Consider the following 13589-nt stretch of genomic DNA (forward strand, 5'->3'; position numbering starts at 1 on the left):
GTAACCCTGTAGCGAACAGGTTTAGCGATCTCGTCAGAAGTATGACGAGCCTCATCTTCAGCGCAGAACGCTGACCAGGTCTGCGAGCCAGGGCTCGGCATCGGTTTCCGGGGTCACCGTTTCGCTGGCGTCCAGACGCAGCATCGGCAGCACTTCGCGCAGCCCCAACTCACCGAACAATTCGCGCATTTGTTCGCCGCCGCCACAGAACGTATCGCCATAGCTCGCATCGCCCAAGGCGATGACCGCTCCCGGCAGGCCGCGCCAGGCGCCGGGCAGTTGATCGCGAATCATCGAATACAACGGTTGCAGGTTGTCCGGCAATTCACCCATGCCGGTGGTCGACGTCACCGCCAGAAACGCTTGCGGTTCGAAAGCCAGGACATCGGCCAGTGACGCGCGCGGGTTGTGCAGGGTTTCGTGACCGGCAGCCTTCAAAATACGTGCGGCGTGACGGGCGACTTCTTCAGCCGTGCCGTACACCGAGCCGGAAATAATGGCGACTTTCATCAATCTGATCCTGAAACTGAGTGAAAGACCGGATATTAACAGCAGGACCTGCATTGTTCTTTTAGAATGCACTACACCCTCAAACCGGAAAGGACTCTCCGATGATCAATGCTCAACTGCTGCAAATGGTGATCAACGCTTCCAACGACGGCATCGTGATCGCCGAAAAGGAAGGCGAGCAGGACAACATCCTGATTTACGTCAACCCGGCGTTCGAACGACTGACGGGTTACACCAGCGAAGAAATCCTCTATCAGGATTGTCGTTTTTTGCAGTCGGGTGACCGGGATCAGGAAGCGCTTCCAGCCATTCGCGAGGCATTGCGCAAGGAGGGGTCCTGCCGGGAAATCCTCAGGAACTACCGCAAGGACGGCACACCCTTCTGGAACGAACTCTCTCTATCGACGATGAAAAACCCGATCGACGGGCAAACTTATTTTGTCGGTGTGCAGAAGGACGTTACCACCCAAGTCAAAGCGCAGCAGCGCGTCGAGCAACTGGAAGCACAGTTGGCGGAGGCGCTCGCCGAACTGTCTGCACTAAAGGCGACGAACGGCGCGAACAAAACTGCGAATTAAGTGTCATTAACTACAATCACCAATGACTTTGTATCTATACATTTCGAGCAAGCCATGCAGCGCGACGCACTCCTCACTCAGGATGAGCTGGATTTCATCCAGACCATGCAACACAACCCGCAGCTCAATGTGCGGGATGCGACGTCGAGCCTGCTCGTCAACGGTGGTTCGCAGATACGTGATTTGCTCACGCGCCTCGCCGCTCATGAGCAAGTTACCATCCAGGCCAATTTCGAAAACCAGCAAATGACCTTCCCCCTGCACCTGGTGGAAGACGAGTTTCATGCGCTGCATTTACGTCTGGGTGTGCCAAGCATTTACGAAGACGGGCCAATGGTCCGTCCTTGGCGCCTGGTTCTGGAAGAACCGGTGGCGCTGGAAAACGCCAAAGGCCAGCCAGGCACGATGTATGTGCATGAAGTGTCGTGCAAAGGGGTTTTGCTGGAAGTCCGCAACAAGACCAAGCCACCCAAGCATTTTGCCTTGTGGTTCAGCCCGTCTGGCTATGAACGGATTGCATTACGCGGCAGCTTTGAGCGTGAGACCGAACAGGGTTTTTACGCTTATGAGTTGAGTCAGTCTGACAAGGACGAAACCGAACGTCTGCGCCAGTACATCCTTCAGCAACATCGCCTGACACACCCCGCTCTACATATCTGAATCTCAGGTATCCAGATTTCCCGCCAGGAACTGCTTCAGACGCTGGCGCATCACCGCCCCCTCACTCCCCAGACAACCGATCGATGACCCGGCCAGGCTTTCCTGAGCCAGTTCCGACGTGTCGCCGGCGAGCAACAACCGACAATCCAGGCTCATGGCCAGGCGATTTAGCCGCCGGGGCAATTCTGTGGTCGGCGCGTGATTGGACACCAACACCAAGGCCAGGGGTTTGACCCGCTCACAGATCAGGGTCAACTCGTCGAAAGGCTGACCAATCGCCAGCAGCTGAATCGCCGAATCAACGCTGCTCAAGTACAGCGCGGTGACCAGGACTTCCAGCTCACGGGCCTGATTGGCCAAGGCGCAGACGATGATTCGACGCGGTTGCATGACACGCACCAGCAGCATGCGTTGCAACACACGAGAACGTAGAAAACCATCCAGAAAAAGCCACTGGCTGGTCTGGCCGAAGGCTTCATGTTGCTGCAGCAATTGCTTCCAGAGCGGCAGAAAAATGTCCTCAAACACCACTGAGAGCGGGTAGCTGGAGAAGATCTGCCCATAAACCTGCTCCAGCTGAACCTCGTCAAAGGCTTTCACCGCGGCCAGGACTTGTTCCTGCCATTGGATGTAGTCAGCCTGAACGAGTTCGTCGGGAATGATCTGCGCCAGTGCCTTGAGCGGTTCGATCTTGGCCAGGATCTTGCCGACTTTGCTGACTGCGACGCCGCGCTCGATCCAGTCGAGAATGCTACGAACGCGCTCGATATCGGCCATCGAGTACAAGCGATGCCCACTCTCGGTGCGCGAGGGCTGGATCAGACCATAACGCCGCTCCCAGGCACGCAGAGTAACCGGGTTGACACCCGTCAACCGCGCCACCTCGCGAATAGGAAAGAGTTCTTCACGATCCAGGGAAATATTCGATTGCGAGACAGAAGTAACGTCAGTCAGAACCGGCATCAGAAAGTCGACGTCCAAAAGCAAATTGGATCCCATTTTAACCCGCCTCCCCCCCGACTGTTCAAGGCATTAATTAAAGACAAACGTCTTTGGGTCTTGGCCATAATCAGGAATAATCCTTGCTTGTCTCAAGTCGCAGCCCACCACCCCGGTGCTGTGCATGGCGAAACGCCTACCCGGTGTACCGCAAACGTTTACGGAGATACATGATGTCTACCTCACCCGTCACCCTGATGGTTGCGCGTCGCATGGCCGAAGGGCGCTATCAAGACCTGATGGCCTGGTTGCGCGAAGGCGAGCAACTGGCTACCGATTTTCCCGGTTATCTGGGCTCTGGCGTGCTCGCTCCGCCGCCCGACGATGACGAATTCCAGATTATTTTCCGCTTTGCCGATGAGCAGACCATGCACGCCTGGGAACACTCTGCGTCGCGCGCAGCCTGGCTGGCACGGGGCAGTGACCTGTTTGCCCACAAGACGGAACATCGCGTCAGCGGGATCGAGGGCTGGTTCGGCGCGGTCGGTCAGCGCCCGCCCCGCTGGAAACAGGCGGTAGCGATCTGGCTGGCGTTCTTTCCAGTGTCCCTGTTGTTCAACTTTATCCTGGGGCCTTTGCTGAACGAAGTGAGCCTGCTGCCACGGGTGCTTGTCAGCACGCTGTGCCTGACGCCGTTGATGGTCTACTTCTTCATTCCGTTGTCGACCCGCCTGCTGGCCAGCTGGCTGAATAGCACACCGGCACGGCCATTGACTGTCCAGCCTTCCACACAGAACCGCTAAGCCGTCACCAACCTAGGTACACGCCTCCCGTCGCTGTTATAGTTTTGCTCTTACCGCGACGCGAGCCGTTCATGACCTCTTCCGCAGCCCCCATCCTCATCACCGGTGCCGGCCAGCGTGTCGGCCTGCACTGTGCGCAGCGTTTGATCGAAGACGGCCAACGGGTGATCTTCAGCTACCGCAGCGAACGCCCGGGCGTCCAGGCATTGCGCGATCTGGGCGCTCTCGCTGTGTTTGCCGACTTTTCCACTGAAGCCGGGATCCTGGCGTTCATCAGCGAGCTGAAAACCCACACTGACAGCCTGCGGGCGATAGTCCATAACGCCTCCGAATGGCTGAGCGAAACACCGGACAACGACGCCGCAGCCTTCACCCGCATGTTCAGCGTGCACATGCTTGCGCCTTACCTGATCAACCTGCACTGTGCCGACTTGCTGCAACGCTCGCACCCGGCGGACATTGTGCACATCAGCGATGATGTGACCCGCAAGGGCAGCAGCCGGCACATCGGCTACTGCGCCAGCAAAGCCGGGCTCGACAGCCTGACCCTGTCCTTCGCCGCGAAATATGCGCCGACAATCAAGGTCAACGGTATCGCTCCCGCCCTGCTAATGTTCAACCCCGAGGACGACGCGGCTTACCGCGCCAAGGCACTGGCCAAGTCCGCGCTAGGCATCGAACCTGGCAGCGAAGTGATCTACCAGAGCCTGCGCTACTTGCTCGACAACTCTTATGTCACCGGCACCACCCTGACCGTCAATGGCGGAAGGCACCTCAAATAAGATGCCCCGCGAGGATGTTCCATGACGCTGATCCTGCCCCAAAACGCACTGTCCCAAAGCTACCGCGAGATTCTCATCGATCTCGGTGAAAACCCGGATCGCGAAGGCCTGATCGACACCCCGGCGCGCGCAGCCAAAGCCATGCAGTACCTCTGCCATGGTTACGAACAAAGTGTTGAAGAGATCGTCAATGGTGCACTGTTCGCCTCTGACAACGATGAAATGGTCATCGTCGACAACATCGAGCTGTACTCGCTCTGCGAACATCACCTGCTGCCCTTCATCGGCAAGGCCCATGTGGCTTATATTCCAACGGGCAAGGTGCTGGGCCTGTCGAAAATTGCGCGACTGGTGGACATGTTCGCCCGGCGCCTGCAAATCCAGGAAAACCTCACCCGGCAAATTGCCGATGCGGTGCAACAGGTGACTGGCGCGGCAGGCGTCGCGGTGGTCATCGAAGCCAAACACATGTGCATGATGATGCGCGGTGTCGAGAAACAGAATTCAACCATGAACACCTCGGTGATGCTCGGCGCCTTTCGCGAGTCGAGCAACACCCGCCAGGAGTTCCTGCAATTGATTGGACGGAGCACGTCGTAATGCCACAACTTCAACCAGGCATGGCACGCATCCGGGTCAAGGACCTGTGCCTGCGGACTTACATCGGAATCAACGAGGATGAAATCCTCAACAAGCAGGATGTGCTGATCAACCTGACCATCCTGTATGCGGCCCAGGAAGCAGTGCGCGACAACGACATCGATCACGCGCTGAACTACCGGACCATTACCAAGGCAATCATCGCCCACGTTGAAGGCAATCGCTTTGCCCTGCTGGAACGCCTGACCCAGGAAATCCTCGATCTGGTCATGGCCAACACGTCGGTGCTGTACGCCGAAGTTGAAGTCGATAAACCTCACGCCCTGCGATTCGCCGAATCGGTGTCGATTACGCTTGCAGCGAGCCGCTGACCGCGTCTGGCGCATTGTTCGTCAGACTTTTATCATCCGCGCCACGATTGGATTGCACAGAGCCCGCCATGAACGATCAACAACGCCTGGAACTTGAAGCCGCCGCCTTTCGCCGGCTGTTGGCCCATCTGGACAGCCGCAAGGATGTGCAGAACATCGACCTGATGAACCTCTCGGGTTTCTGCCGCAACTGCCTGTCCAAGTGGTACAAGGCCGCTGCCGACGAACGCCAGATCGACGTCAGCCTCGATGACGCCCGCGAAGTGGTTTACGGCATGCCGTACGCCGAATGGAAAGCCCAATACCAGCAAGAAGCCAGCGCCGAACAACAAGCGGCGTTCGCCAAAGGAAAACCCAATGAGTGATTTGAATACCCTGCGCGCCAGCCTCAAGAGCGGCGAACACGTCTTTGCCGACACCCTGGCCTTCATCGCCGCCAATTATGACTATCAGCCACAGGCCTTCAACAACGGTGGCGTAGAGAACGCGGCCGGTCAGAACGAAGGTTCGTGCAAGACCTTGGGTCTGGCGCTGCTGGAAGGCCTGAGCGACGAAGAAGCGCTGCTGGCGTTTGGCGAGCATTACCGCTCGGTAGTTGCAACGCCTGAAGGCAGCGACCACGGCAATATCCGTGCATTGATGGCTCATGGGCTGGCCGGTGTGAAGTTCACTCAGCAACCGCTCACTCGCCGCTGATTCACGCCTGACTGCACATCCCGACTTTTAAGATTGACCCGGCCACTTTATTTCGTTTGCCCCAAACCGCTGCTCACGGCTTAGATAAAAAGAAGCATCCCTTCTTCAGAGTCGGTCATCCATGAGCAGCGAATCCATCAGCCGGTCGATCAACATCGTTCATCCTGTCACGCTCAGCCACGGCAAAAATGCCGAGGTCTGGGACACCGATGGCAAACGCTACATCGACTTCGTCGGCGGCATCGGCGTGCTGAACCTCGGCCATTGCCACCCGCGCATCGTCGACGCCATTCGCGAACAAGCCACCCGCCTGACCCACTACGCGTTCAATGCCGCGCCGCATGCGCCCTACCTCGAACTGATGGAGCGCCTGACCGCGTTCATGCCGGTGGATTACCCGGTCAGCGGCATGCTCACCAACAGCGGCGCGGAAGCAGCGGAAAACGCCTTGAAGATCGTCCGTGGCGCCACCGGGTGCACTGCCGTGATCGCCTTTGACGGCGCCTTCCACGGCCGTACCCTCGCCACCCTCAACCTCAACGGCAAGGTCGCCCCCTACAAACAGAAAGTCGGCGTGCTGCCCGGCCCGGTGTTTCACTTGCCCTACCCGAGCAAGGACAACGGTGTGACCTGCGCCGAAGCGCTGAAAGCCATGGACCGACTGTTCAGCGTCGAAATCGATGTTGAAGACGTGGCCTGCTTCATCGTTGAACCGGTGCAGGGTGAAGCAGGCTTCCTCGCGATGGACGTGGAGTTCGCCCAAGCGCTGCGCACGTTCTGCGATGAAAAGAACATCCTGCTGATCGCTGATGAAATCCAGTCCGGCTTCGGCCGCACCGGCGAACGCTTTGCGTTTTCGCGACTGGGCATTGAGCCGGACCTGATCCTGCTCGGCAAAAGCATTGCCGGAGGCGTGCCGCTGGGCGCGGTGGTCGGGCGCAAGGCATTGCTCGACACGCTGCCCAAGGGCGGTCTGGGCGGCACTTACTCGGGCAATCCCATCGCCTGCGCTGCCGGGTTGGCGACACTGGATGAAATGACGGATGCCAACCTGCAAGCCTGGGGCGCGCAGCAGGAAGAAGCGATCGTCAGCCGTTACCAAGCCTGGCGCGACAGCAAACTTTCACCGTACCTGGGGCGTTTGACCGGTGTCGGCGCAATGCGCGGTATCGAGTTGGCCCATGCCGATGGCACACCGGCGCCAGCCCAGTTGACGCAATTGCTGGCGTTGGCACGAGAGGCAGGCTTGCTGCTGATGCCCAGCGGCAAGTCGCGCCACATCATCCGCCTGCTGGCACCGCTGACCACCGAAGCCTCGGTGCTGGAGGAAGGGCTGGACATCCTTGAGGCCTGCCTCGCGAAACTGTCCTGATAGCAAAATGAGCTCAGGGACTGACATAGCGAATTATGGTCGCTTGTTGTCCCTGAATTCGCGTCGCAATACTGACCAAAACCCCTTTACCTAGCGAGATCGTCACCACCTACAAAACCGAGGCAGTTATGTATCACGACAATATAATTTATAAGAAAAAGTCTAACGATCCTCAATTCCTGCTCGGCGTAGCCGTGGTGCTGTTTCTCGGCTCCTACCTGATGAACCTGGGTAACAGCGCCCTCAGTCATTTTCTGCAACCGCTACTAGGCAATGCCCCGGACAGCCTGACCGCTCGTAACATCGCCATTGGCCTGGGCATCGCCGCACTGGGCACGCTGAACTTCCATGTGCTCGGGCGCTTGAAGTTCAAGGTACAAACCACCGTGGTGTGGATCGAGTTGCTGATTCTTTTTCTGGCATTCTTCGACACCTTCGACCTCTCCTACAGTTTCATTCTCGACAAAGTCGGCTTCCTGATCCTCCAGGGCGCCGCCACCACCTTGTACATCTCTGCCGTGGCCATTGTGATCGCGTTTGTACTGGCGTTGATCGGCGCGGTGGCGAAGCTGTCGAACAACGGCCTGGCCAATGCGTTCGCGTCGTTCTACACCTCGTTCTTTCGTGGCGTACCGCTGCTGATTCAGATCTACCTGATTTACCTGGGTCTGCCGCAACTCGGCTATGTGGTTGACGCCGTACCGGCCGGCATCCTTGCGCTGTCGCTGTGCTACGGCGCCTACATGACCGAAATTTTCCGTGCCGGTATCCAGAGCATTCCGGTCGGTCAGTGGGAAGCGTCACGAGCGCTGAACATAAGCCCGTTCAAAACCCTCAGCCGCGTGATCATGCCCCAGGCCTTGCGGGTGATTATTCCACCGACCGGTAACCAATTCATCGCCATGCTCAAGGACAGTTCGCTGGTGTCGGTGATCGGCGTCTGGGAACTGATGTACCTGGCCAAGACCCAGGGCCGCGCAGACTTTCGCCATCTGGAGATGTTGATTACCGCCGCAATGATTTACTGGGCGCTGTCGTTCATTCTCGAACGGGTGCAGGCGCGGATTGAAAAACGGGTCAACCGTTCCACGGCAAGGGGCTGATAGGTGATGAGTCGAACCAATATCGCTGAACAACTCAACCTGGCCGCGGCTGTACAGACCGGCCCTTCGATGATTTCGATCACCGGCCTGAACAAGTGGTACGGCAATTTTCACGCCTTGCGCGATGTCGACTTGAATGTCGCCACCGGTGAAATTCTAGTGGTGTGTGGACCGTCGGGTTCTGGCAAGTCGACGATGATTCGCTGCATCAACCACCTGGAAAATTTCCAGAAAGGCCACATCCAGGTCAACGGGATCACCCTCACCAGCGAAGCGGAAAGTGTCAGCGCCGTGCGCAGCGAAATCGGCATGGTGTTTCAGAGCTTCAATCTGTTCCCGCACTTGAGTGTGATGGACAACCTGACACTGGCCCCGCAACTGGTGCAAGGCGTGTCGTCTAGCGAGGCGAAGAAACGCGCACAGGTTTACCTCGAGCGTGTGCGCATTGCCGAACACGCGCACAAATATCCGTCGCAACTGTCCGGAGGTCAGCAGCAACGCGTGGCGATTGCCCGAGCGTTGTGCATGAATCCAAAAGTGATGCTGTTTGACGAACCGACCTCCGCGCTGGACCCGGAAATGGTCCATGAAGTGCTGGACGTCATGAGCGAACTGGCCACCGACGGCATGACCATGATCTGCGTGACCCACGAGATGGGCTTTGCCAGCAAGGTCGCGGACCGCGTGCTGTTCATGGATCAGGGCCAAGTCATCGAACAAGCCACCCCTGCCGAGTTTTTCAACAACCCGCAGACCGAACGCGCGCAGAAATTTCTGTCGCAAATCATCGGTCACTGAGAAGCGATTTACCCCCCGCATAACAATAACGAAAAGTGGAGATGGACATGCTCAGTAGAAAACGCGCAATCACCCTCGCTGCCTCCCTGTCACTGTTGTTTGTCGGCGTCGCCAATGCCGGAGCCGTGCTGGACAAGATCCAGAGCAGCAAGACATTGACCGTCGCCACTTCGGCGACCTGGCCACCGCAGGGATTCATTAACGACAAGAATGAAATCGACGGTTTTGACATCGACGTTTCCAAAGAGATCGCCAAGCGTCTCGGCGTCGAAGCCAAATTCATCACACCCGACTGGGACGTAATTACCGCAGGCAAGTGGAATGGCCGATGGGACGTGTCTGTGGGATCGATGACCGCGACCAAAAGTCGTGCGCGGATTCTCGATTTCCCGGGGACCTATTACTACGTTCCCTATGTGTTTGCAGTGCACAACAAATCCACGGTCACCGACCACAAAGCCCTCAATGGCAAAACCATCGGTGTCGAAGGTGGCACCACGTCCGAGGATTATTTCAGCCAGGCGCTGGCCATCGAAACCACCGACGTGCCGCCCGTTGTCTACGACGTCAAAACCGAGAAAATGAAGACTTACTCCGGCTCCGTCGGCCCACTCGACGATCTGCGCCTGGGTGACGGCACTCGGCTTGATGCCATCCTCACACAACGCAGCACGCTGGATGCAGCGGTCAAGAAGGGGTATCCGTTGCGCTCCGTCGATAACGCCGTGGTGTTCTACGAGCCGCTCGCCGTTGCCACCGACAAGGGTGACCCGGAGTTGAAGGCCAAGCTGGGTGAAATCATCGGCGAAATGCACAAGGACGGCACGCTGACCAAGCTGTCGGACAAGTGGTACGGCGTCGATTACTCGACCATCAAGTAAACGCTCCCCTTCTGTGGGAGCGAGCAGGCTCGCTCCCACAGAGAACCGACTCTTCAAGGATTGACCATGTCCTTCCCCACTACCTGGTATTCCCGGACCTCGCTGCCCCGTGCAGCCAGGTCCGAATTGAACACGGACGAAACCTGCGACGTGTGCATCATCGGTGCCGGCATCGCCGGCCTCACAGCGGCCCTTGAGCTGACCCGCCGCGGCAAGCGCGTGATCATCCTCGAAGCCCATCAGGTCGCTTGGGGCGCGTCTGGACGTAATGGCGGCGTGGTCTCGCCGGGCTGGGCGGAAGGGTCTGGTGCGATTCGCAAGAAACTTGGGCTGGAACACGCCAGGGCGCTGTTCCAGATGTCGGTCGAAGGCGTGGAGATTGTCCGCCGCAACATTGCTGAACTGGCCCTGAGCGGTTGCACGCCGTCCGCCGGCACGATTCGGGTCAAGCGCTACGACGACGGTGCTGGCGTGAAAAACCACATTGACGCCATGCGCCGCGATTTCGGGTATGAACTCAACTTTCTCGACACCGCGCAAATCCGCGAGCGGGCACACACGCTGCGCTATTTCCAGGGTGTCGAAGACCCGAACGCCATGCATTTCCACCCGCTCAATTATTGCCAGGGCCTGGCCCTGGCCATCGAAACGGCGGGAGGCAGGATTTTCGAACAATCGAAGATGCTCGCCTGGCACCGTGAGGGCAGCGACAACATCATCAAGACCGGACATGGCACCGTGTGCTGCAAGGACCTGGTGTTCTGCGCCGGCGGTTATGGCGGCGCAGAGTTGCAAAAGCTCAGCCGCGCGTACTTGCCCATCGCCACCTATGTGGTGTTGACCGAACACCTGGGCGACTCGATCAAAAACGTCCTCGACTCCGGCGCGGCTTTTTCCGATGACCGGCGCGCGTCTGACTATTACCGCATCGTCGAAGGCGACCGACTGCTTTGGGGCGGACGCATTACCACCCGCAACGAACAGAATGAACAAGCCTTGGCAGCGATGCTCAAGGCCGACATGGTGTCGGTCTACCCGCAACTGGCACCGGTAAAGATCGAATTGGCCTGGTCCGGTCTGATGGGTTATTCCACCAATAAAATGCCCAACCTGGGGTTATTGGAACCAGGTGTTTGGGCCTGTACTTCATTTGGCGGTCACGGTCTGAATACCGGCTCGATTGGTGGGCGGGTGATCGCCGAGGCGGTGTGCGGCGAAACGAAGCGGTATGAGTTGTTCAAGCCTTACCTGCTGGACTGGAATGGCGGGCCGTTCGGGCGCGTGGCCGCCAATGCGATCTATCAATCGTTGAAGGTGATGGATTTCGTTCAGGAGCGGCTCAAGGGCTGAAGGTCTGACGCCTCCCACAGGTTCTTTGCCTGGCTACAAAAATGTGGGCAAAAAAAAACCGGCTACAAGGCCGGTTTTTTCATTTCAACGATCTCAGAACGTGGCGTTCTGCAGGTCGTCCAGGTAACGCTCGGTGTCCAGTGCCGCCATGCAGCCAGCGCCGGCCGAGGTGATGGCCTGACGGTAAACGTGGTCAGCCACGTCACCGGCGGCAAAGATACCTTCGACGCTGGTCGCTGTGGCGTTGCCTTCACGGCCGCCCTGCACCACCAGGTAGCCGTCTTTCAACGTCAACTGACCTTCAAACAACGAGGTGTTCGGGGTGTGGCCGATGGCGATGAACACGCCGTCGACTTTCAACTCGTCGAAGCTGCCGTCGTTGTTCTTCAGGCGGGCACCGGTCACGCCCATGTTATCGCCCAGGACTTCGTCCAGGTTCGAGTTCAGTTTCAGCTCGATCTTGCCTTCGGCAACCCGGGCATTGAGCTTGTCGATCAGGATCTTCTCGGCGCGGAAGGTTTCGCGACGGTGGATCAGGGTCACCTTGCTGGCGATGTTGGCCAGGTACAGGGCCTCTTCAACTGCGGTGTTACCGCCGCCGACCACAGCCACTGGCTTGTTGCGATAGAAGAAACCGTCGCAGGTCGCGCAGGCCGACACGCCTTTGCCCATGAACGCTTCTTCGGACGGCAGGCCCAGGTAACGAGCGCTGGCGCCGGTCGCGATGATCAGTGCGTCGCAGGTGTACTTCGCACTGTCGCCGATCAGGGTGTACGGCTTGGAAGCAAAGTCCACAGCATTGATGTGATCGAAAACGATCTCGGTCTCAAAACGCTCGGCGTGTTCTTTCATGCGTTCCATCAGCGCCGGGCCGGTCAGGCCGTGGACGTCGCCCGGCCAGTTGTCGACTTCGGTGGTGGTGGTCAGTTGACCGCCGGCTTGCATGCCGGTGATCAGCAGCGGCTTGAGGTTGGCACGGGCGGCATAGACCGCAGCGCTGTAACCGGCAGGGCCGGAACCGAGAATAATCACTCGCGAATGACGGACTTCAGACATGACCTGCTCCTGTTGACCGGCCCTGAACAACGAGCGCGGAACGCCGGGTTGCCGGCGGGAATAAAAAAGGACCGTGGTTAACCTTGGGGAAGGCTTGAGTACGACAGTCCTGCAAAAAGATTGGGTGCAGCGTATCGAGGGGGCGAAGATTAAGGAAATACGGTTTAACAATCCAGCTCATAGGAGGTCTCTATCCCACTGCGGCGACTATATAGGCGTCTTTGTTACAGTGAATGTCGATACCGCCGCCGCGCTTTCCCCCTTTCGGCAAAGCCGGTAAGGTCGGCGCGTTTCCCTCTGCCCGGAGCACGTTATGCCCGCACCCGTCCTGTCCGGACCGCAATACCTGCGCGAAGGCCTCAAGTTGGTCCTCAGCCCCAGCCTGCGTTTATTCGTGTTGTTGCCGCTGGCCATCAACCTGGTGCTGTTCGTCGGATTGATTTATCTGGCCGGCCATCAATTCAGTCTGTGGGTCGATACGCTGATGCCGACCCTGCCCGACTGGCTGAGTTTTCTCAGCTACATCCTCTGGCCGATTTTTGTGGTGCTGGTGGTGTTGATGGTGTTTTTCACCTTCACCATGCTCGCCAACGTCATCGCCGCGCCCTTCAACGGCTTCCTCGCAGAGAAAGTCGAAGTGGTGGTGCGCGGCACCGACGATTTCCCCTCCTTCAGCTGGGGCGAACTGATCGCCATGATCCCGCGCACCCTGTCCCGGGAGATGCGCAAACTCGGCTACTTCCTGCCCCGGGCGATCGGCCTGTTCATCCTGTCCTTCATCCCGGTGGTCAACATCATTGCCGCGCCGCTGTGGCTGCTGTTCGGGGTGTGGATGATGGCGATCCAGTACATCGACTACCCGGCAGACAACCACAAGCTGGGCTGGAACGAGATGCTCGCCTGGCTGCGGCAGAAGCGCTGGCAGAGCATGAGCTTTGGCGGCAGCGTGTACCTGGTGCTGTTGATCCCGGTGGTCAACATTCTGATGATGCCGGCCGCCGTGGCCGGGGCGACACTGTTCTGGGTGCGTGAGCGCGGCGCGGAGAATCTGGTGGCCCAGCGCTGATCAGGTCATAAATCCATCATCAAA

17 protein-coding genes are annotated in these 13589 nt (G+C 58.3%); 14 read left to right on the forward strand and 3 right to left on the reverse strand.

From position 1 onward, the window contains the following. Positions 1-57: 57 nt before the first annotated feature. Positions 58-510, reverse strand: a complete 453-nt coding sequence (locus J2X66_RS10485; protein ID WP_310263832.1) for a flavodoxin — start codon at positions 508-510, stop codon at positions 58-60. Between the two features lie 101 nt (positions 511-611). Between J2X66_RS10485 and J2X66_RS10490 the strand changes: the two genes are divergently transcribed. Together J2X66_RS10490 and J2X66_RS10495 are read left to right on the forward strand one after the other, a co-directional pair. Beyond that, on the forward strand, positions 612-1088 hold the full coding sequence (locus J2X66_RS10490; protein WP_310263833.1) for a PAS domain-containing protein: 477 nt from the start codon (positions 612-614) through the stop codon (positions 1086-1088). Between the two features lie 54 nt (positions 1089-1142). Further along, positions 1143-1748, forward strand: a complete 606-nt coding sequence (locus J2X66_RS10495; protein ID WP_027924568.1) for a hypothetical protein — start codon at positions 1143-1145, stop codon at positions 1746-1748. A 3-nt stretch (positions 1749-1751) separates the two neighbouring features. Here J2X66_RS10495 and J2X66_RS10500 read toward each other — a convergent pair whose 3' ends face one another. Next, complete coding sequence (locus J2X66_RS10500) at positions 1752-2711, reverse strand: MerR family transcriptional regulator (RefSeq protein WP_310263836.1); 960 nt, start codon at positions 2709-2711, stop codon at positions 1752-1754. A gap of 209 nt (positions 2712-2920) precedes the next feature. Here J2X66_RS10500 and J2X66_RS10505 point away from each other — a divergent pair, with 209 nt between their 5' ends. From J2X66_RS10505 to J2X66_RS10555, 11 genes are all read left to right on the forward strand, one after another. Next, positions 2921-3490 carry an antibiotic biosynthesis monooxygenase gene (locus tag J2X66_RS10505; RefSeq protein ID WP_310263838.1) on the forward strand — a complete coding sequence of 190 codons (570 nt, stop codon included), beginning with the start codon at positions 2921-2923 and terminating at the stop codon, positions 3488-3490. A gap of 71 nt (positions 3491-3561) precedes the next feature. Next, on the forward strand, positions 3562-4272 hold the full coding sequence (folM, locus tag J2X66_RS10510) for a dihydromonapterin reductase (RefSeq protein ID WP_310263840.1): 711 nt from the start codon (positions 3562-3564) through the stop codon (positions 4270-4272). Positions 4273-4293: 21 nt separating this feature from the next. After that, complete coding sequence (folE, locus tag J2X66_RS10515; protein WP_310263842.1) at positions 4294-4872, forward strand: GTP cyclohydrolase I FolE; 579 nt, start codon at positions 4294-4296, stop codon at positions 4870-4872. Continuing rightward, a complete protein-coding gene (gene folX, locus J2X66_RS10520) occupies positions 4872-5243 on the forward strand; it encodes a dihydroneopterin triphosphate 2'-epimerase (protein ID WP_027924563.1) in 372 nt (123 codons plus the stop codon). Before folE ends, folX begins: the two co-directional genes overlap by 1 nt. Before the next feature lie 68 nt (positions 5244-5311). Further along, complete coding sequence (locus J2X66_RS10525) at positions 5312-5608, forward strand: DUF1244 domain-containing protein (RefSeq protein ID WP_310263844.1); 297 nt, start codon at positions 5312-5314, stop codon at positions 5606-5608. Beyond that, positions 5601-5939, forward strand: a complete 339-nt coding sequence (locus J2X66_RS10530) for a HopJ type III effector protein (RefSeq protein WP_310263846.1) — start codon at positions 5601-5603, stop codon at positions 5937-5939. Before J2X66_RS10525 ends, J2X66_RS10530 begins: the two co-directional genes overlap by 8 nt. Before the next feature lie 121 nt (positions 5940-6060). Further along, positions 6061-7311, forward strand: coding sequence for an aspartate aminotransferase family protein (locus J2X66_RS10535; protein WP_310263848.1), 1251 nt, complete (start codon positions 6061-6063; stop codon positions 7309-7311). Positions 7312-7439: 128 nt separating this feature from the next. After that, complete coding sequence (locus J2X66_RS10540; protein ID WP_310263851.1) at positions 7440-8414, forward strand: amino acid ABC transporter permease; 975 nt, start codon at positions 7440-7442, stop codon at positions 8412-8414. Between the two features lie 69 nt (positions 8415-8483). Further along, positions 8484-9212: an amino acid ABC transporter ATP-binding protein gene (locus J2X66_RS10545; protein WP_405046766.1), complete on the forward strand. Its 729-nt coding sequence runs from the start codon at positions 8484-8486 to the stop codon at positions 9210-9212. A gap of 47 nt (positions 9213-9259) precedes the next feature. After that, complete coding sequence (locus J2X66_RS10550) at positions 9260-10093, forward strand: transporter substrate-binding domain-containing protein (RefSeq protein ID WP_310263856.1); 834 nt, start codon at positions 9260-9262, stop codon at positions 10091-10093. Between the two features lie 66 nt (positions 10094-10159). After that, positions 10160-11443 (forward strand): FAD-binding oxidoreductase, encoded by a 1284-nt coding sequence (locus tag J2X66_RS10555; protein WP_310263858.1) that lies wholly within the window; start codon positions 10160-10162, stop codon positions 11441-11443. A gap of 93 nt (positions 11444-11536) precedes the next feature. Here J2X66_RS10555 and trxB read toward each other — a convergent pair whose 3' ends face one another. Then, a complete protein-coding gene (gene trxB, locus J2X66_RS10560; protein ID WP_027924556.1) occupies positions 11537-12499 on the reverse strand; it encodes a thioredoxin-disulfide reductase in 963 nt (320 codons plus the stop codon). Between the two features lie 313 nt (positions 12500-12812). Between trxB and cysZ the strand changes: the two genes are divergently transcribed. Next, positions 12813-13565 (forward strand): sulfate transporter CysZ, encoded by a 753-nt coding sequence (gene cysZ, locus J2X66_RS10565; RefSeq protein WP_310263861.1) that lies wholly within the window; start codon positions 12813-12815, stop codon positions 13563-13565. Positions 13566-13589: the final 24 nt, after the last annotated feature.

It is taken from the genome of Pseudomonas sp. 3296 (assembly GCF_031456615.1).
GTDB lineage: Bacteria > Pseudomonadota > Gammaproteobacteria > Pseudomonadales > Pseudomonadaceae > Aquipseudomonas > Aquipseudomonas mucoides.